The following is an 18877-nucleotide window of genomic DNA, read 5'->3' as shown; positions in this document are numbered from 1 at the left end:
ACCATGCAACGACGCACTTTCCTGGGCAGCCTGGCCACACTGGCCGTAACCCCCGTATTCGCTTCGACGCCGCAGGACGGCAGCGCGCCGGTCATCGAGAAGTTGGAGCGCAGCGAGGAAGAATGGAAGCAGCTGCTCACGCGCGAACAGTTCGCAGTGCTGCGCCGCGAAGCCACCGAGCGGCCGCACACCAGCCCGCTCAATCAGGAGAAACGCAAGGGCGTGTACGAGTGCGCCGGCTGCGGCCTGGCACTGTTCACGTCGGAGATGAAATACGAATCCGGCACCGGCTGGCCCAGCTTCTACACCCACCTGCCGGGCGTGTTCGGCACCAGCCGTGATTTCAAGCTGATCATCCCGCGCACCGAATACCACTGCGCGCGCTGCGGCGGCCACCACGGCCACGTTTTCAACGACGGCCCGAAACCGACCGGCCAGCGTTGGTGCAACAACGGCGTGGCGCTCAAGTTCGTGCCTGATCAGGCCTGATTCAGTCGGACCAGCGCGCCCGAACCGCCTCGACCTCGGGCAAGACGCCAAGGAAGAGTTCGACCAACTTCGGGTCGAAGTGGCGCCCGGCCTGGTCGCGGATGAAGGCCACCGCCTCTTCGACCGGCCAGGCATGCTTGTAGGGGCGCTCGCTGGTAAGCGCGTCGAACACGTCGGCAATCGCGACGATGCGCGCCTCCAGCGGGATGTCTTCTCCTGCCAGACCCTTGGGGTAGCCCGAACCGTCCCACTTCTCGTGATGCCCGAGCGCGATGCGCCGCGCCATCGCGAGCAGCCCGGAGGCGTGTTCGCCGATGATGCGGCCACCGATCTCGACATGGCTGGCCATCACCTTCCACTCCTCCGCGTCGAGCTTGCCCGGTTTGCGCAGGATCGCATCCGGGATGCCGATCTTGCCCACATCGTGCATCGGCGCCGCGTTCAGGATGTCGTCGGCCGCCGCCTCTCCCAGCCCGGCCGCCAGCGCCAGCAGGCGCGCATAGTGACTCATGCGGATCACATGCTGACCGGTCTCGTCGTCCTTGTACTCGGCCGCCACGCCCAGGCATTGCACGATGGCCAGGCGCGTTGCGCGCAGTTCCTCGACACGCACCAGCCGCAGGTGGTTGCGGATGCGCGCCCGCACCACCGACGGGCTGACTGGCTTGGTCAGGTAATCCACGCCGCCGGCGTCAAAGCCGCGTGTTTCGTCCACGCTGTCGCCCAGCGCGGTCACGAAAATCACCGGGATCGAAGCCGTCGCCGGGTCCGCCTGGAGGCGTTCGCACACCTCAAAGCCGGTCAAGCCCGGCATCATCACGTCGAGCAGGATCAGATCAGGCCGTTCAACCGCGACCAGTTCCAGAGCCCGCCGGCCGTTGCGGGCGAACTGCAGCCGATAGTCAGCCTGCAGGATCTCGCGCAGCACATGCAGGTTGGCCGGCTCATCGTCGACCAGCAGCAGGCGGGGGCGCGCATCAACGGGGGTGGAATCGGTCATGCGGGCTCCGGGTCGTCAGCGGCGGCATCAATCTCGGTTTCAAGGCACAGCACGGCCAGATCGAAATCAAAGTCATCAATGGCCGCGCTCAGGTTGCGGAAGCGCTCGGCCGGCATCAGCGAGCCCAAGGCGGCGAGATGTGCGGCATCGACACTGCCCCGCCGCAACAGGGCAAGCAGCGCACGAGCATGCTCGAGCAGCTCGGCACGGCCTCCCGCCACACCGGTCGCCACTGGGCTGACAGACGGCAGGCTGGCCGCGCCGAGTGCGGCCGCTGCGGCATCCAGCGCCGCCGACAACTCATCCAGACCAGTCGCCACACTGAGCGTGGCCGCGCCGTCTGCGAGCGCGCTCTCCACCCGCATGGCGATCCGCCGTACGCGCGGCAAGGCCAGATTGGCGGCCGCTCCGCGCAAACGGTGCATGGCGGCCGCAAGGCTGGTGCGATCCCCCTCGCGCAAGGCCGTACGGGCATGTCCAAGGCTGTCGTCCCGGCGCGCAAGGAAACGTTGCAGCGGTGCCGCCAACGCGGCCGCACTGCCCCAACGACGCTCGCCCTCGATCCAGTCCACATCCTCCTCAATCGGCGCACGCAGGCCCGCGGGGGCAGCATCCTCGCCGAAATCTCCCTGCAAGCCGATCACACGCGCCATCTCGCGCTGCAGCACCGGCCACTCGATGGGCTTCGACGCAAAACCGTCCATGCCTGCCTCGCGCGCCGCGGCGCGATCCTTGTCGAGAACGCTCGCCGTCAGGGCGATGATCGGCGTCGGCACGCGCTCGGCGCTGCGCTCGAAATCGCGGATCATCACGGTGGCCTCCAGCCCATCGACGCCCGGCATCTGCATGTCCATCAGCACCAGATCGTATTCGCCGCGGCAGAACAGGCGGAAGGCTTCTTCGCCGTCGACCGCCGAATGCACGGTGTGGCCGGCTTTGCCCAGTGCCACGCGCAGCAGTTCGAGGTTCTCGGCCACGTCGTCGGCCACCAGCAGGCGCAGCGGCGGCAACACCGGCGCTGCAACGCCCATCGCACGCTGCGCACTGCCCTCCGGCAGCGGCAGGAAGACGCCAAAGGTACTGCCCTCGCCCAGCACACTTTGCACGTCGATACGCCCGCCCATCAGATCGACCAGCTGCCGCGCGATGGTGGTGCCCAGGCCGGTGCCGCCGAAACGCCGGCTCATCGACACATCGGCCTGCACGAAGGGCTCGAAGATCAGCGCCAGCCGCTCCTCGGCAATACCGATCCCGGTGTCGGCGATAGCGATGTAGACGCCACCGCTGCGCGACTCCACGCTCAGCGTCACGCTGCCGCGCTCGGTGAACTTCACCGCGTTGCCGGCAAGATTGGTGACCACCTGCCGCAACCGCAGGGCATCACCGCGATAGAACTCGTTTGGCGCGGCGTAGTTGAGTGTGATCTCAAGCCCCTTGCGCTGGGCCTGCAGCATCAGCATTTCCACAACCTGCTGACACAGCTCACGCAGGGAGAAATCCTCGCTTTCGAGCTCGATCGCGCCCTTCTCCAGCTTGGCGGTATCAAGCACGTCGTTGAGCAGTCCGAGCAGGGAGCGCGCGGCGCCATGCACGGTGTTCAGGTGGCGGCGCTGGTCCTCTCGCAGCGATGTGTCGAGCAGCACCTCCGAGAAGCCGATGATGGCGTTCATCGGGGTGCGGATTTCATGGCTCATGTTGGCGAGGAAGCTGCTCTTGACCTCGGCCGCGCGCTCGGCCCGGTCCTTGGCCTGCCGCAGATCCATTTCCATGTCACGGCGGGCCGTGATGTCGATGATCACTCCGTCGATCCAGCGCGGCGTGCCGTCCTCATCAAATACGCCGCTGGCGCTCTCCCACACCCATCGCACCGTGCCGTCCCGGTGCAGCATGCGGTACTCGGTGACATAGCCGGCGCCTTGCGCCAGGGCGTCCATGATGCACTCGTACACGGGCTCGCAATCGTCGGCATGCATGATGTCGGCCAGACACTTGCGCCCGGCAATGAAGTCCGCCGCCGGCCAACCCGACAGCTGCTCGATGGCGTCACTGATGAACAGCACTTCCCAGGCGCGCGACGGCAGGCAACGGAACGACGCGCCGGGGATATTGCGGATCAGCGAGGCGTACTGCTCCTCGCGTTCGCGCAGCGAGGCCTCCATGGCCTTGCGCGTCGAGATGTCGGTGATAAAGCCGACGTAGGTCGCCCCCTCGACCATCTGCGCTTCGCCGATGGCCAGCCGCATCGGCATCCGGCTTCCGTCCTTGCGCAAGCCGGTGACCTCGCGGGCGGTACCGATAATGCCTTTCACCCCAGTCAGCCAGGGATGCGCCGGATAAGCATCAGACGCCGCCGCATCCGGCTCGGGAATCAGCATGCTGACGTTGCGCCCGATGAGTTCTGATGCAGCCCAGCCAAACATCTGTTCAGCCGCCGCATTGAAGCGCGTGATGCGCCCCCCTTCGTCGAAGGTGATGATGCCATCCACTGCGGTATCCACGATGGCACGCAACTGCGCCTCATCGTCCAGCACACGGCGGTACAACAGAATGAAGCGCGCCGCCGCATTCGCCAGCGCCACCAGCACCGTCAGGCCCAGACTGATCAATGCGATCCACAGCGCCAGACCGGAATTGGCGTCGGGCTCAGCAGGAATCAGCGTGTCGCCTCGCGCAATGAAAACGGCCGCGGCCATACCCGTGTAATGCATGGACGCGATGGCCAGCCCCATCACCGTGCCGCCGGCCAGTACCGCACTCCACTCGGCCTTGCCCGAGTCTCGCAGCATGCCGAAGCGGATCCACAGCGCACCGATGGCCATGACCACAGCCACCACCAGCGATGCCGCAAACCACCACGGATCAAGACGCAGGTCGGCCTCCATGCGGATGGCCGCCATGCCGGTGTAGTGCATCGCGCCGATACCCACGCCCACGCACACGCCACCAATGACCAGCTCGCGCCGCGACACGCGCCCGCGCGCAAACATGCGCAGCGCAATCCACGAGGCGAAGAAGGCGGGCAGCAACGACAGCGCGGTGACATCCGGCGCATAACGCACGGCAATGCCGACGTCCATGGCCAGCATGCCGACAAAGTGCATCGCCCAGATGCCTCCGCCCAGCGCGGCGGCACCCGAGAAGACAGCAAAATTGCGGTGAAAGCCCGGCGGTGTGCGACGCGCCAGCCCGCCGACCTGCAAGGCCATGCAGGAAGCCGAAATGGCGATGAACAGCGACAGGCCGATCAGCCACACCTCGTGGTGGGCCATCAGCACATTCGCCGGATCATGCGCCCCGGCCAGATGGAATACATGGCTCAGCATGCGGGGCCGCCGACTTCAAAACACTGGGCATGTGCGGAAGGAATCATGCTCGTCCAGTCACCCGGCGCGGTGACCTCGCTTCATGCCACGTCAGATGGCCGCGCCGGTCGGAAGCATCCTACAACAAAGCCCGGCGAGCCCGCACGGCAGTGGCCCGACTGTCACATCCGCGCCATGCCGGCTCGGCTCAGACGTAGAAGTCGAGCGACTCCTGTTTCTTGAGCAGATCACGGATCTCGTACGGATCCGGGCCGAAGAAGTACACCAGGCCCCAATGCGTACCGAAGGCCGTGCGCTTGGTAACGATCTCTTCCAGCGGCGGCGTCAGCTCATGAGACTCGAAGTACGGGTGCTCCTCGGTTTCGGCCGGAATCTCCAGCTTGCTCACCACGCGCCGGCGCGGATACACGCCGAAGCAGCCGGCATGTCCCTTGGCATCGACCACTTCACGCGGAAAGAAGGCCTTGATCTCCTCATCCGTGGTCTTGGGATCAAAGGCCAGCACCAGGCCCTGATAGGCATTGAAGCCGTAGGCACGTTCGAGCAGCTCGAACACTTTGAAGCCGGGCGGTCGGTAGGCCACCTCGCCGAGGTACATCTCGTTGTCGCTGGTGACAAAGTACTCCGGGTGGATGAAGCCGAAATCGATGTCGAAGGTTTTGATCAGCTTCTCGATCTGTTTCTCCACCAGCGGGCGCAGCTTCTCCAGCTCGGGGGTACCCGGCACAAACACCGAATAGCCCAGCGTCACGTACTCGGACAGGTTCAGGAACATGATCTTGCCCTTGTGCACCCAGGCCTCGACCGCAAATTCCCAGCCGTCGAGGTGGCTTTCCATCAGCACCGGGAATTCCTCGTCCGGAATCGCATCGATTTCGTCCGGCGTGCGTATCACGCGGTGCCCCAGGCAACCGGCCTTGTCGAACGCTTTGAGGTGGATCGGATCATTGGGGTCACCGTCGAGCTTGAGCAGAGTCTGATTCACGCGCTTGAGGAAGCGGATCACGTCGCTCTTGTCGTGCGCCTCCTCGAAGATGCCCACGCGGATGCCGCCGAGCTGCGCGCGCCGCTTCATCAGCGCCTTGTCACGGAACAGGATGGACTGGCCGAACAGGCGCGGATTGTTCATCAGCACCGAGTTGATCGCTCCGGCCCACTCCACGGTTTCCTCGAACAACGGAATCGCCACGTCCACGCCCATGTCCTTGAGCCGCTGCGCGATCTCCATGGAACGGTCATTGATGCGCTCGAAATCCCAGGAAACGTAGGGAATGTCATGCTGGGTGCAGTACTCCTCCGCCCACGGCGGCGCGACGACGACATAGCGGCGATCGAAACGCTCGAGCGCATCGACGGCATTGAGACTCCAGCCCAGCAGGGCCACATAGCCTTTCTCGGGATTCTTTTGCATGTTCGTTTTCCTTGTCGTTTCGTCGCGGCAAGCGGGACGCTGCAGGGCGGATGGCCCTTGGTCGCCTCAAGCGAGCGAATGCATCGGTGGGATGCAGGTTGTCGTCGGGCCGCTCGTGGCGGACAACGAAAAGAGTCGGCAATGCGGTGCAATGGCTGACCGCGACCGGGGGTGCTGCAGAGACCGGCCGAAGCCGGAATATGGACGCCGGCAAATGCCGGTCTGGTGAAGCGTGGGGGAAAGTGCAATCGACGCTCAGCGCGTCGCGCGGACTTCCTCGGGCTTTTTAAAATGCCCGCCTGTGCCGCCCTCGTCAACCGATGGGCCGCTCGGAAAACTCGTATTCAGACCGGTTCGGCGGCCTGCAGCATGTCCGTATCCGGGCCGATACGGTCACGCGCCCAGCTCTCTTCAGCCATGCGCCGCACCTCGGTTACCACATCGGACGGCACGCTGTCGGCGTGGCCCGGCTCGAGCGGGTCGTAATGAAAGATGTACAGGCGCGAGGCCAGCTGCGCGAAGGGCAAGGACGACTCGCCGAAATATTCACCGTTGCCCTCGGTCGACACCACCACGCCGCAACCCCAGTCCTGGCCGCCGTCGTTGTTGGGGTTGTAAAAGTAGGCGCGCATCTCGCCGCGCATGTCGAGTGCGCTGCGAATCAGCGTAATGGCGTGCCAACCGACGAAACGTCCGCTCGAATCCGTCACCGCCACGCCAGCCGGCTGCAGGTGGATCTGCGGCTGGTTGCCGTTGTAGTACGGATGGTAGGACGCATGAAAGCTGCGCACGAAGCCCTCGTAATCGGCCAGACGGCCCGTTGCCACATCCACTGCGATGGCAAAGCCACGGCCCACCCACCAGCCGTGGAACTCGGGGTTGATCCACTTGTGCGGGTCCTCGGTGCGCGCCGCCGCAAGCCGCCCCATGCCGAGGTAGATGCGGTCCAGATGCGGCACCAGCACCAGCGACACCGCGTCCAGATCCAGGTGCAGCGCCTCGACCAATCCGGCCGGTTGCTGGGCCGAGTCCAGAGGTGACCCCTCGAAATGCATGGTGATGGCGTCGTCGCGCGCTGCCCAGGCCAGCAGCTGCATCAGGTAATCCGGGTCGTTATAGGCCCACATCGAAATCGCACGCGCGCTTTGGCACGTCGGGTTGTGGCCCTGGCCGACGCCAAAGGGCTGGCCCAGCACGTTGAGCAGACCCGCCAGCAGATGCACCTTGGGCGACACCGCCGTGCCGAACACACCGGCGATCAGCGCAGCCGTTTTCTCATGCAGCGGCAGGCGGATCTGGCGCCACAGCGCCGGCGCCACCGGCGGCGAGAAGAGGATGCCGCGTTCGAGCAGGCAGGACAGGCCGTAGATGGCCTGACAGGTTTCAGGATGCACGGCCTCGTCGATCAGCGCACGGATCAGCTCGACATAGGTCAGAAAGGTGTCGGTACCGGTCGAACTCAGGCCCAACGCGGTCGGCAGCAGATCAGGCTGCTGCTCAAGCAGCCAGCGCACGAGTACCGCGTGATAGACCGACACCAGCCCGGTATCGGCCATCGAGCGCGCGAAGCCGCCTGCCTCCTGCCGGAGCGTCTGCGCATCCATGTGCGCAAGCGCCTCGCTGTAGGCCTCCAGACCCGGATCGTACTGCGTCGCCTGAGTCGGCCCGAACAGCGCGCTGGTCAGCCGGTCTGCGCCGCGCAGGCTGTGCACTTCGGTTTCGGGGTCGGCCAGCACGACGGCCAGCTTGGTGATCATGGTTTTCGCGCCATCGACCTTGACCGGGCGCTGACGCAGGATGCGCCACACCTCGTCGACCAGTTGCTCGAGCATCGAGTCGTAACCGATGCGCTCCGCGATGAAGGCAAAAACCTGACGTGCCGCGTCGGTGCGGCGCTCACGTGCGGCCTCGGTAGCGCGGTCGAAGACGTAGTCCAGATTGACCGCCAGCGCTTCACGCAGGAAATGCACGGCCTGCTCGGACGCAATACCGGGATGACGCCCACGTTCCTCCGCCAGCGCCAACCAGCGCAGCAGACTCAGGCATTCGACGGCGACAGTGCGCTCCTCACCGAACTGCAGCGTGGCGGGGATCAGCTGCGGCTGCAGACTGCCCGGATCGGCCCAGTCACTGCCATCGAACACCCCGGCCGACTGAAAGCGACCGGCGCATTCGGCCAGCACCTCGACCCCCTGCGGCATCGCCAGCAAACGACTGGCAGCGTCGATGACTTCAATGGCGAGCGCCGCCTTGGCGACGCGACTGGCCTGTTCCAGGCGCGAAAAACAACGCTGGAAACGCGAAATGGCAAGCTGCAGGCGTTCGGAAGAATCGGTAGGAAGCGGAATATCTGACATCAGCGGGAGGGGACGGCGGGCTGCCGCTTGGGCGCTTGCAGCGCAAACAAGGCGGCATGACGGGACCCAGCATACACCAGCGACACGGACCGTGCCGCCGGTGTCCCGCCCACGGCCTCAGCCGGGGACGCGATCTTCGAGCGTCGGGTAGTCGATGTAGCCCTCTGCGCCACCGCCGTAGAACAGCTTCGGTCGGGGCGGGTTGAGCGGCGCATCCTCCTGCAGACGGCGCACCAGATCGGGATTCGCAATGAAGGGCACGCCGAAGGCCACCAGGTCGGCATCTCCGGTCGCCACGGTCTGCATGGCCAGCGCACGGTCGTAGCCGTTGTTGACCATCCACGCGCCTGGGAAGGCCTCGCGCAGCGCCGCGTAATCAAAGGGTTTGGCCAGCCCTTCCGGTTCGCGTACGCCCCCGGTTTCGCCCTCGACGACGTGCACATAGGCCAGGCCGAGCGGCGCCAGCGTGCGCACGACGTAGCCATACAGCGCTTGCGGGTCGCTGTCGCGCGGCGTGTCGTTGAAGGTGGTGATCGGGCTCAGACGCAGGCCGCAACGCCCGGCGCCAATCTCGTCGGTCACTGCCTGCATGACCTCGATGAGCAGGCGCGCGCGGTTCTCGATGCTGCCGCCGTATGGGCCGCTGCGGTCATTCACGCTGTCGCGCAGGAACTGTTCGAGCAGATAGGTGTTGGCCGAATGGATCTCGATGCCGTCGAAACCGGCGGCAATCGCATTGCGTGCAGCGCGGCGGTAGTCCTCGATCAGCCCCGGAATTTCGTCGTCACGCAGCGCGCGCGGCGCCGAGGTGGGAACGAAGCCCTCGCGCGTGACGGTCTTGGCATTGGGCCGTTGGCTGGTGGACGACACCGGCTGTGCACCGTCCGGCAGCAGCGAGGTGTGCGAGATGCGGCCGACGTGCCACAGCTGGATCACGATGCGCCCGCCCTCGGCGTGCACGGCGTCGGTGACCTTCTTCCAGGCCGCCACCTGTTCGCCACTGTAAATGCCCGGCGTGTCGATATAGCCCTGCCCCATCGGGCTGATCTGGCTGGCTTCGGTGATGATCAGGCCGGCGCTGGCGCGCTGGCGGTAGTACTCGACGGTCATGTCGTCAGGCACGCAGTCGCGCGCGCGGTTGCGCGTCAGCGGCGCCATTACGATGCGGTTGGCGAGCTCGATGTCGCCGATACGGATGGGGTCGAACAGCGTCGTCATGTGTTTCCTTGTTCTGCTGTGGTTCGGGGCCGGTTGGAGCGCGGCTTGGGGAAATCGTTCGCAGCTTACTGCAGCAGGCAACGGTCGTCGTCGGCCCGGTCAGCACAGCGTCGTCAATCCACCTCCATCCTGTCGAAACGCGCAGGCCAACGCATTGTCCGTAGTCCGCTCGGGAACCACCGCCTGCGGCTAGAATCCGACGCCAGTCCTTTGCAAGGAGCCCCCGTTGTCTGACACCCCGTCATGGCGCAAGCAGCTGCGCAAACTGATCCTCGGCCCATCACCCGAAGACCATCTCGGCCGCATGCCCTTCGTCGCGCCCAAGCGCGGGCTCAAGCTGTTCGGCAACAAGTCCGACGAAGCGCCGCGCGCGCCCTACGTGCCGCCGGACTCGCCGGGCTTCCGCCGCATGTTCGCGCGCGACCAGCTCACGCTCGGACTGTTCTTCGCCATCGACAACTACGACGCGGACCTGCCCGACATGAGCCGCCAGGTGGAGCTGGCCCAACGCGCCGACGAGCTCGGCTTTGCCGCGCTGTGGACACGCGATGTACCGCTGCGCGACCCGAGCTTCGGCGACGTCGGGCAGATCTACGATCCGTGGGTGTGGCTGGGGCTGATCACCGGCGCCACGCGCAACATCACGCTGGCCACCGGCTCCATCGTGTTCCCGCTGAGCCACCCGATCACGCTGGCCAAGGCCGCGGCGTCGGTCGATCAACTCTCCGGCGGGCGGCTGTTCCTCGGCATTGCCTCGGGTGACCGGGCGGTGGAATTCCCCGCCTTCGGACTCAACATCGACCAGCGTGGGGACGTCTTCCGCGAGTCTCTGCTGTATTTCAACCGCCTGCTCTACGAAAGCTTTCCGCGCATCGACTCCCCGCTCGGCAAGCTAGAAAAGGCCGACCTCATTCCCAAGGCGCGCTTCAACCGCATCCCGCTGGGCATCACCGGCCACTGCCGGCAAGATCCCGACTGGATCGCCGCGCAGTGCGATGCCTGGATCATGTATGCCAACAGCCCGAGCACGCAGGAGATCGTCATGCGCACCTGGCGCGACGCCGTGCGCAACAGCGGCGCGGACTTCAAACCCTTTGCCCAGCCGCTGCACATCGATCTGTCGGACGACCCGAACGAAAAGCAGAAGCCGCTGCGATCCGGCTTCCGCCTCGGCCGCAACCTGCTCGTCGAACTGCTGGAAGAGCTGCGCGGCGTGGGCGTGAACCACATCATGCTCAACTTCAAACGCGGCCAACGCCCCGCCGCCGAGGTCATGGAGGAAGTCGGCCAGGAAGTGCTGCCGCTCTTCCCCAGTCATAGCACGCGCGACTGAGATGCAAACGCGGCGCCGATCACCTCCGGCGCCGCGCCTCACACCCCGACATCCAGCCCCGCCCAACCTACCGACTCGACCAGCTTCTTCAGTTGCGGCGGGCGGTAGCTATCGTCCGCCTCGTAGCGCCGCTTCACGCTTGGGTGAATACGCGTAGGCTTGTCCGTCACGATCAGCTCGCGGTCGAGCGGACGCTTCACGCGGTAGATGTGCCGTCGCGACTTGTGCGTGCCCGCCAGCGTGCCGTCAGAGAGCGAAGCCCTCAGATGCGGCTCCACACCCAGCCCGGCCTGTTCGGCCTCGTCCAGCATCCAGCCCAGCGGCACGTCGGACGCAAAACACCCCGTGTCCTTGTCCGGCGGGTAGGAGCCGCCCACGTCCGAATGCACACCGGCAAACCACACCTGCTTCAGATTGACCTCCGGCCGCGGCGTCCACACCGTCGGCTCGAAATCCTGCCGCCGCTCGTCAACCGCCAGCGCATGGCGCGCAAACTTCACGTTCGCCCCCATCTTGGTGTCGTAAAACTCGTCCCGCCCCTCGAACAAGCCCATCAGCGAGAACGGAATGCCCAACGCACCCACCGTGTCCCACACCCCGACGAAATGCACCTCGCGCGACGAATGGCTGTGCTTGGCGCGAAATTCAACCGACTTCACACCGTCGGGGTGGAAATCATTGTTCGGGTTCTTGTAGATCTTCCAGGCCTCGACGATCAGCTGCGCATCCGGCCGTTTGACGATGCCGCAGTTATTGATCAGCCCGCACAGCGCCCGCACCGTATAGGCTCCGCGACTGAAACCGAACAGATAAATCCGGTCGCCCTCGGTGTAGTTCTGCACGAGGTAGAGATAGCCATCCAGGATGTTCTTGTGCAGCCCTTTCCCCGTCGCGCCGGCAATCACCGAGTCGTGGTACGAGCCGATACCCCAGTCGTAGAACACATGCTGCTTCGCCCCGCCCCCCACCGGATCAATCGCCCGCGCCAGCCGCAGCACATTGGTGGGGTACTCCTTCGCAAGGTCTTCCTCCGGCCGGTTCCAGGTGCCGTCGGCACAGATCACGAGGTTTGCCATGGCTTGCACTCCTGTTCATGAGCCGGCCCACCGCGAAATGTCGGAAGACCTTCAAACTCATGACAAAGTGATAGCAGGAAAAGCCCAAAGGAACAAACAAAAGCCGCCTGAAATCAGCCGGATAGGCATGACTCCAGGCCGCAGAATCATCGCAACCTCCTATTTCAGACCGAGCTCTGCCAGATAGCGACGTGCGCCCGGATGGATGCGTTCGGGGTCTCCTGCCGCGCTCCAGGTGTTCTCAGGCAAGGTGTCACGTGCCTGGGTCAGGCGTCTGGCCAGCTCGGGCTGTGCCTCATGGATGGCCTTGGCCAGCCGGTAGGCAACGTCCTCCGGAAGGTCGGCACGTGCCAGCAGAAAACTGTACGAACCCACCGTCAGCAGGGGTTCGGCCTGACCTGGATAGGACCCGGCGGGAATCGTCATCGGCTGCAGGAAGGGGTACTTCGCATTGACCGTGCGTGCCTGCTCGTTGCTCAGACCCACCAGCCGTCCGCCACCTTCCATGATGCGCGTGAAGTTGGGCCAGCCGACTCCGCCACCCCACTGCGCGGCGACCTCGCCGTTCAGGACCATGGTCGCGCCGTCACCGGCGCGCTGCAGATAGACCGCATCAAAGTCCTTGTCCCGGTCCAGGCCGAGCGCTTCGGTGACATACAGGCCGAGCAGGGTCAGGCCGGACGCCTCCGTGCCCCAGGCAACCTTCTGCCCCACCAGATCGCTGAAGTTCGTGGCCGGGCTGTCGCCACGGACGGCAAAAGCCCCGAAGGTCGGGTAGATGGCGGTGATGATCTTCAGCGGTGTCGGACCGGGACGATCAATGCCTTCAAATGCTTCACGCGCCGGCAGACTCGCAACCAGCGCCACGTCGAGCGCTCCCTCCTCCAGCAGGGGAATGTTCTCGCTGCTACCGCGCGTGCTGCGGGCTGTAACTGCAAGAGACGCATCCGCCGCGTTGACCTCCTCCGCCAGAGCCTTGCCGAAGAACTCGAAGCCCCCGCCCGGCGTGGCCGTACCCATGACGACCGCGCTGCGATCTGCCGCCTGAACGTGGCTCGTCAGCACACCACAGGCCAACGCCACGCCCATCCATTTCTTCCATCGCTTCATGCACTCTCTCCAGAATCAGACGGTTTCGCTCGCCGCCACGAGGGGCCGCACCGAAGCGTCTGTTCCCAAAATACCGCGAACGTTCCCGCGCATCCGGCAAGGCGCGCGCAAACTGGCGTGGTAGGCCGCACTGGCACCAGCCTTCAGGCGCCTGAGTCGCACCCACCCCACCTATCCACAATCCCTGTGGATAGACCTGGGGACAGCCGCTGAGCAAGCACCGCAAGCCCTTGATGGGGCGTCACCCTTGCCGGTTGCGCAAGGATGAGGCGGCCGACTCCGTATAAGGCGCAACTGTGCGGTCAGCGCGCTCGCGCTATGGTTGCGGAATCGTCATCGACAGGAGCCGATATGACCCGCCTGACCGCCGACCAGCTTGAGCTGCAGACTCGCGCGCGCGAGCTCGCGCAGAGCCGTTTCGCCCCCACCGCTGCCGACACCGACCTCACCGAGGAATACCCGTGGGACAACATCGCGCTGCTGCGCGACGCCGGCTTTGTCGGCATGACGCTGCCGCGAGAGCTGGGTGGCCAAGGGCGCAGTTATCTGGACGCGGTGATCGTGATCGAGGAGATGGCCAAGGCCTGCGCGACCATGGGGCGCATCACGGTGGAGACCAACATGGGCGCCATCGGGGCCATCGTGCGCTACGGCACGCCCGAGCAAGCGAAGCTCGCGGCCGAGCTGGTGCTCGACGGTGACAAGCCGGCGATCTGCATCACCGAGCCGAAGGCCGGCAGCGCGGCAAGCCAGATGACGACGCGCGCCGACCGCAAGGGCGACCACTACGTGCTCAACGGCGAGAAGTACTGGATTACCGGCGGCGGTGTGTCGCGGCTGCATCTGATCTTCGCGCGGGTGTTCGACGACGGCGTTGAGCAAGGCATTGGCGCCTTTATCTGCGTGCGCGACGACAACGGGCCGGAGGGGCTTGTGGTGGGCCGGCGGCTGTATGCGATGGGCGTGCGCGGCATTCCCGAGACCTATCTGGAATTCCGCGATCTCTCGATTCACAAGTCGATGATGGTGGTGCCGCCGGGCGGACTGAAGCGTGGCTTTGCGTCGCTGATGACAGCCTACAACGCGCAGCGCGTGGGCGCCGGCACGGTGGCGCTGGGCATTGCGCAGGGGGCGTTCGAGGAAGGCGTGGCCTACCTCAAGACGCGCGAGCAGTTCGGCCGGCCGATTGCGGAATTCCAGGGTTTGCAATGGATGGCGGCCGACATGTCCACGCAGCTCGAAGCGGCGCGCCTGCTGCTGCACGACGCGGCCACCAGCGGCGAGCAGTTTCCCGATCTGGACCGCGCGGCGCGCGCCAAGCTGTTCGCGGCCGAGACCGCCAACAAGGTTGTGAATGACGCGCTGCAGTTCTTCGGATCATCCGGCTACGGCCGCGACCAGCCGATGGAGCGTCATGTGCGCGACGCGCGCATGTTCACGATTGCCGGCGGTACGGCGCAGATCCTGCGTACGCAGATCGCGGCGCAGGTGCTGGGCATGCGGCTGCCGCAGACGCGCGACGGCTACGTTCGGCTGGCCGAAGACAAGGGCGGCGCCTGAGCGGATACCCGCCGCGCAGACTGGGCCAGCGCGCGCGACAGCGTGGCCGCGCCGGAATAGCCGGACAGGCCGGCGGCACGCTTGAGCCCCGCCCCGCCCTCGATGGCGCGGCGGGCAATCGCCAGTCGCAGGCGGTTCAGATACGCACCCGGCGGGCAGTGCAGCAGATCACGGAAGCGGTTGGCAAACGCGGTGCGCGACATGCCGGCCTCTTCCGCCAACCGTTCCAGCGTCCAGCCCTGTTCCGGTGCGGCGTGCATGGCCACCAGCGCGCGGGCAATGCGCGCATCGGCCAAGCCGCTGAACAGGCCGCCGTCGGTCCGCGGATGCGCGATCAGATGGCGCAGCAGGCCGATGAACAGGATGTCGCCGGCCCGTTCCAGCAGCAGCGGCTGGCCGCAACGCGGTGCGGCGATCTCGCCTGCAATGAGCTGCACGATCTGCTGCAGCGCGCCGTCGCTCTCCGCCAGCGGCACGACCAGGGCCGCACCGAACTCTTCCAGCAACAGCGGACCGACCGGGCCGGCGAAACGTGCGCGGATGCAGGTCAGGCCGGCCTGTGCGGCGGCATCCAGCGGCTCTACCACGGTCTGCGGCCGCGGACGACACACCACGACGGCCGGGCCGACGATGCATTGCGCCGCCCTGCCCAGCACCTCGACGCGTGCGCTGCCTTCGGTCAGCAGATGCAGCAGCAAGTCCTGCTCTGCCGCTGCGGCCAGCGGTTCGGCTGCCTCGCGCGCCGGGCACGCAAGCTCGAACTGCGGGGCGAGCCCCTGCAACAGGGCGGACAGGCGATCCAGTCGGGCGGGTGTGTTCATATGTACGGATTGCAATGTTTTTGGTTCGATGGGTTGCGCATCGTACGCCACACTGACAAGGCCGTCACATACCCAGGAGACTCTGATGACCCCGTTGATTCCGCGACAAGCCGTTCCCGCCCTTGATCTGCCGCTGGTCGGCGGTGGCCGTTACACGCTCGGCGCCGAACCGGGCGAGCACTTTGATCTGCTGGTGTTCTACCGCGGCCTGCACTGCCCGTTGTGCGCCAAGTACCTGCTGGAACTGGAGCGCCTCGGCGAGGAATACGCCAAGCGCGGCGTGAAGATCGTCGCCCTCAGCAACGACGGCGAAGAGCGCGCGAAGCAGATGGCCGACAAGGTGAAGGCCGACCACGTGAAGTTCGCCTACGACCTGCCTCTGCCGGACGCGCGCAAATGGGGGCTGTACGTCAGCGCCGGGCGCGGCAAGACCTCCATCGGCATCGAAGAGCCCGACCTGTTCAGCGAACCGGGCGTGTTCCTGGTGCGCCCGGATGGCACGCTGTACTACGGCGCGGTACAGACCATGCCGTTCTCGCGCCCGCCGTTCCAGGACCTGCTGCTGGCCATCGACTTCGCCATCGACAAGAACTACCCGGCGCGCGGCGAGTACACCGGCGCCGTGTGAGGCGCGGCCGATCATCCGCGGCCGTGTGACTGTTCTCACCTGCCGACCGACTTCCTCCCCATGTCCAGCGCAAGCACCTAAGCTGATGACATCCGACTTAGGCACCCGACTATGGGTGCCGGTCGCATCGGGGGATGAGCATGTCGCAACGCAGACTGGTGGTGTACGTGCCGGGCATCGGCATGACGTGTGCACAGTGGGAAAAGCTGATCGCGCGGCTGCGCGAGCAGCCCGAATTGTCCGACAGCGACTGGCTGGCCTGGGACCACGGCGTGTGGCTGTTCAGCACGGCGCGGGTGATCGACAGGGCCGCCGAATTGCAGGCCGTGATCGATGCGCGCTGGCGCATCGCCGATGGCTACGACGAAATCGTGCTGGTCGGGCACAGCTTCGGCGGCATGCTGGTGCGTCAGTGCTACCTGCTGGCCAGCGGCTGCGAGCGCTGGCTTCCCGGATCGGTCTGGGCAAGCCGCGTTCGACGCATCGTGCTGCTGGCCGCCATCAATCGCGGACTCGACCAGCGCAAGACCTCGGTGCGCCTGTACGACTGGGCCACACGCCTGGCCGGCTTTGTTACCCGGCGCCGATTCATCGGGCAGGAACTGATCTCGGGCAGTGCAACGGTCACCAACATGCGGCTGACCTGGATCCGCCACATGCGCGGCTTGCCCGAAGATCAGCGACCCGACATGGTGCAGATGCTCGGCACCGTCGACTCGGTGGTGAGCCGCCGTGACAGCGTCGATCTGGAGCAATTTCCCAACGCCATGCACATCTCGGTGCCGGGCCTCAACCACCGTCAGCTACCCGTACTCGATCGCGGCCCCGACCCGGAGCTGAGGGTGCGCCTGATGCACGACGCCATCCTGGGCAAGGCCATGCCGGAGGCCGACGCCCGCATGCTCGCCACGCCCCACGAGGACATCGTGTTCGTGCTGCACGGCATCCGTGCCGCCAACCGCGGCTGGGTGCAGCAGCTGGAAGAACGGGTGCGGGCGCACATGCCGGGGGCTCGCGTCATCACGCCCAGTTACGGCTATCTGTCGGCGCTGGAATTCGCCATTCCCTTCCTGCACAAGCGCCCTGTGCGCACCTTTCAGCAGCTGTACAGCGACTGCGTGGCGGAAAACCCCGGCGCGCGCTTTCACTTCGTCGGCCACAGCAATGGCACCTACATCCTTGGCGAATCCTTGCGGGTTCTGCCCGCCATGAGCTTTGAACGTGTGGCGCTGGCTGGCAGCGTGCTGCCGCGCGACTACGCCTGGCGCGATCTGATGCGCGGCGACAATCCCCAGGTGGGCATGCTGCGAAACGACTGCGCCAACGCCGACGTTCCGGTCGGATTCCTGTGCAGCGGCTTGACCGGCCTGCGCCGTCGCGACATCGGCACCGGGGGATTTGAGGGCTTTCTGCACGACGACGAACGGGTGTTCCAGTACTGGTTTCACGATGGCGGCCACAGTGCGGCGCTGAACGAAGACAACCTGGACAGCATTGCGCGCTTTCTGGTCGGCGGAGACGCCAGCCCGCCACCTGCTCGGCTGGCCGAAGGCAAACCCTATTTCGGACTGCTGTCGCGTGTTGCTCCCTGGCTGTTTCCGATTCTCGTGGCCGGAGTGCTGGGGCTTGTCGCCTACGCAATCTGGACCGGAAACGGCATGCTGCTGGGAGGTGTGGTGTTGGGCGCGCTGGCCCTGGTGGCGATTCTGAAGGTGCTGTGAGCCGGCTCAGGGCAGCAAGGCGCGCATCGGGTCGTCCGCGCGGATAGTGCCCGGCGCCTGCGGCGGCGGGTCGTTGTACATGGCATCCAGCCGGATGGTGACGCGGCGGTTGCGGGCGCGCCCCTCTTCGGTGAAGTTCTCGGCGATGGGACGCTGATCGGCATAGCCGATGGCGGACAGCCGCGAGGGAGCTATGCCGGCGTCGGCAAACAGCCGCACCACCGATGACGCACGCACCGAGGACAACTCCCAGTTCGACGGAAAGCGCGGGGAGTTGATCGGCGAATCGTCGGTGTGGCCCTCGATGGTGACGGGGTAATCCCCGCCGACAAAGACCTCCGCAATCGCGCGCAGCGGTGACTGGGCGGCGGGCTGCAAGCTGGTTTCACCGGCCGGGAACAGCAGGCTGGCATTCACTTCTACCGTGATGCCGTGAGCGCCCTCGGAGATGTTCACCTGACCGGTGCGCGTGAGCGGTTCGAGCGCGCGGCGAATGCTCTCGCCCATGCGGCGGATATGCTCGACGTGGTCGCCCTGCCCGCTGGCCGGTTCGCGGTCGGTGCGGCTCACCGGCGGCTGCGGGCGCGCCGGCACCACGAAGGGCGCGACCACCACCTGCTCACTCGGCTGATTGACGGAGACGCTGCGAAAGGCGGAAAGCAGGGAATCGGAAAGGATGCGGTATTTGCCCTCGTTGACCGAGGACAGCGAATACATCACGACAAAGAAGGCAAACAGCAGCGTGATGAAGTCGGCGTAGGAGACCAGCCAGCGCTCGTGATTCTCGGGATGCTCATCGTGCTGGCGGCGTTGGCGCTGGCGCGGCATGG

The 18877-nt window shown here is 65.8% G+C and carries 14 protein-coding genes; 5 read left to right on the top strand and 9 right to left on the bottom strand.

What is annotated here, in order from left to right:
- Window positions 1-3: 3 nt before the first annotated feature.
- The gene (gene msrB / locus AC6H0R_RS10785; protein WP_497581375.1) at window positions 4-489 is read left to right on the top strand and encodes a peptide-methionine (R)-S-oxide reductase MsrB; all 486 of its coding nucleotides are present in this window, start codon (window positions 4-6) and stop codon (window positions 487-489) included.
- 1 nt (window position 490) lies between these two features.
- Here msrB and AC6H0R_RS10780 read toward each other — a convergent pair whose 3' ends face one another.
- From AC6H0R_RS10780 to AC6H0R_RS10760, 5 genes are all read right to left on the bottom strand, one after another.
- Window positions 491-1489, bottom strand: a complete 999-nt coding sequence (locus AC6H0R_RS10780) for a response regulator (protein ID WP_497581374.1) — start codon at window positions 1487-1489, stop codon at window positions 491-493.
- Entirely contained in the window at window positions 1486-4812 is a 3327-nt protein-coding gene (locus AC6H0R_RS10775) for an MHYT domain-containing protein (protein WP_497581373.1), read from the bottom strand. The genes AC6H0R_RS10780 and AC6H0R_RS10775 overlap by 4 nt, the downstream gene beginning before the upstream one ends.
- 187 nt (window positions 4813-4999) lie before the next feature.
- Window positions 5000-6223: an ATP-grasp domain-containing protein gene (locus AC6H0R_RS10770; protein WP_497581372.1), complete on the bottom strand. Its 1224-nt coding sequence runs from the start codon at window positions 6221-6223 to the stop codon at window positions 5000-5002.
- A gap of 344 nt (window positions 6224-6567) precedes the next feature.
- Window positions 6568-8580, bottom strand: coding sequence for a hypothetical protein (locus tag AC6H0R_RS10765; protein WP_497581371.1), 2013 nt, complete (start codon window positions 8578-8580; stop codon window positions 6568-6570).
- 117 nt (window positions 8581-8697) lie between these two features.
- Window positions 8698-9798, bottom strand: a complete 1101-nt coding sequence (locus tag AC6H0R_RS10760; protein ID WP_497581370.1) for an alkene reductase — start codon at window positions 9796-9798, stop codon at window positions 8698-8700.
- Between the two features lie 226 nt (window positions 9799-10024).
- Between AC6H0R_RS10760 and AC6H0R_RS10755 the strand changes: the two genes are divergently transcribed.
- Entirely contained in the window at window positions 10025-11131 is a 1107-nt protein-coding gene (locus AC6H0R_RS10755) for an LLM class oxidoreductase (RefSeq protein WP_497581369.1), read from the top strand.
- 38 nt (window positions 11132-11169) lie between these two features.
- Here AC6H0R_RS10755 and AC6H0R_RS10750 read toward each other — a convergent pair whose 3' ends face one another.
- Window positions 11170-12207, bottom strand: a complete 1038-nt coding sequence (locus tag AC6H0R_RS10750; RefSeq protein ID WP_497581368.1) for a T6SS phospholipase effector Tle1-like catalytic domain-containing protein — start codon at window positions 12205-12207, stop codon at window positions 11170-11172.
- Window positions 12208-12366: 159 nt separating this feature from the next.
- Window positions 12367-13317, bottom strand: a complete 951-nt coding sequence (locus AC6H0R_RS10745) for a TAXI family TRAP transporter solute-binding subunit (protein WP_497581367.1) — start codon at window positions 13315-13317, stop codon at window positions 12367-12369.
- Between the two features lie 351 nt (window positions 13318-13668).
- Here AC6H0R_RS10745 and acdA point away from each other — a divergent pair, with 351 nt between their 5' ends.
- Window positions 13669-14877 (top strand): 3-sulfinopropanoyl-CoA desulfinase, encoded by a 1209-nt coding sequence (acdA, locus tag AC6H0R_RS10740; RefSeq protein ID WP_497581366.1) that lies wholly within the window; start codon window positions 13669-13671, stop codon window positions 14875-14877.
- Here the strand turns inward: acdA and AC6H0R_RS10735 are convergent.
- The gene (locus AC6H0R_RS10735) at window positions 14841-15698 is read right to left on the bottom strand and encodes a cupin domain-containing protein (RefSeq protein ID WP_497581365.1); all 858 of its coding nucleotides are present in this window, start codon (window positions 15696-15698) and stop codon (window positions 14841-14843) included. The genes acdA and AC6H0R_RS10735 overlap by 37 nt on opposite strands.
- A gap of 85 nt (window positions 15699-15783) precedes the next feature.
- Here AC6H0R_RS10735 and AC6H0R_RS10730 point away from each other — a divergent pair, with 85 nt between their 5' ends.
- Window positions 15784-16326 carry a peroxiredoxin-like family protein gene (locus AC6H0R_RS10730; RefSeq protein WP_497581364.1) on the top strand — a complete coding sequence of 181 codons (543 nt, stop codon included), beginning with the start codon at window positions 15784-15786 and terminating at the stop codon, window positions 16324-16326.
- 140 nt (window positions 16327-16466) lie between these two features.
- Window positions 16467-18047: an esterase/lipase family protein gene (locus tag AC6H0R_RS10725; RefSeq protein WP_497581363.1), complete on the top strand. Its 1581-nt coding sequence runs from the start codon at window positions 16467-16469 to the stop codon at window positions 18045-18047.
- A 6-nt stretch (window positions 18048-18053) separates the two neighbouring features.
- Here AC6H0R_RS10725 and motD read toward each other — a convergent pair whose 3' ends face one another.
- Window positions 18054-18875 carry a flagellar motor protein MotD gene (gene motD, locus AC6H0R_RS10720; protein ID WP_497581362.1) on the bottom strand — a complete coding sequence of 274 codons (822 nt, stop codon included), beginning with the start codon at window positions 18873-18875 and terminating at the stop codon, window positions 18054-18056.
- Window positions 18876-18877 lie beyond the last annotated feature (2 nt).

This window comes from Pseudazoarcus sp. NS36 (assembly GCF_059703705.1).
Note: the sequence above shows the minus strand (reverse complement) of the source record. Positions and strands in the feature narration are given on the sequence as shown.

Coding starts and splice junctions, on each gene's coding strand:
- AC6H0R_RS10730 (WP_497581364.1), top strand. CDS start 15,784: ATGACCCCGTTGATTCCGCGACAAGCCGTTCCCGCCCTTGATCTGCCG.
- AC6H0R_RS10725 (WP_497581363.1), top strand. CDS start 16,467: ATGTCGCAACGCAGACTGGTGGTGTACGTGCCGGGCATCGGCATGACG.
- AC6H0R_RS10750 (WP_497581368.1), bottom strand. CDS start 12,207: ATGGCAAACCTCGTGATCTGTGCCGACGGCACCTGGAACCGGCCGGAG.
- AC6H0R_RS10745 (WP_497581367.1), bottom strand. CDS start 13,317: ATGAAGCGATGGAAGAAATGGATGGGCGTGGCGTTGGCCTGTGGTGTG.
- AC6H0R_RS10770 (WP_497581372.1), bottom strand. CDS start 6,223: ATGCAAAAGAATCCCGAGAAAGGCTATGTGGCCCTGCTGGGCTGGAGT.
- acdA (WP_497581366.1), top strand. CDS start 13,669: ATGACCCGCCTGACCGCCGACCAGCTTGAGCTGCAGACTCGCGCGCGC.
- AC6H0R_RS10775 (WP_497581373.1), bottom strand. CDS start 4,812: ATGCTGAGCCATGTATTCCATCTGGCCGGGGCGCATGATCCGGCGAAT.
- AC6H0R_RS10735 (WP_497581365.1), bottom strand. CDS start 15,698: ATGAACACACCCGCCCGACTGGATCGCCTGTCCGCCCTGTTGCAGGGG.
- msrB (WP_497581375.1), top strand. CDS start 4: ATGCAACGACGCACTTTCCTGGGCAGCCTGGCCACACTGGCCGTAACC.
- AC6H0R_RS10765 (WP_497581371.1), bottom strand. CDS start 8,580: ATGTCAGATATTCCGCTTCCTACCGATTCTTCCGAACGCCTGCAGCTT.
- motD (WP_497581362.1), bottom strand. CDS start 18,875: ATGCCGCGCCAGCGCCAACGCCGCCAGCACGATGAGCATCCCGAGAAT.
- AC6H0R_RS10760 (WP_497581370.1), bottom strand. CDS start 9,798: ATGACGACGCTGTTCGACCCCATCCGTATCGGCGACATCGAGCTCGCC.
- AC6H0R_RS10780 (WP_497581374.1), bottom strand. CDS start 1,489: ATGACCGATTCCACCCCCGTTGATGCGCGCCCCCGCCTGCTGCTGGTC.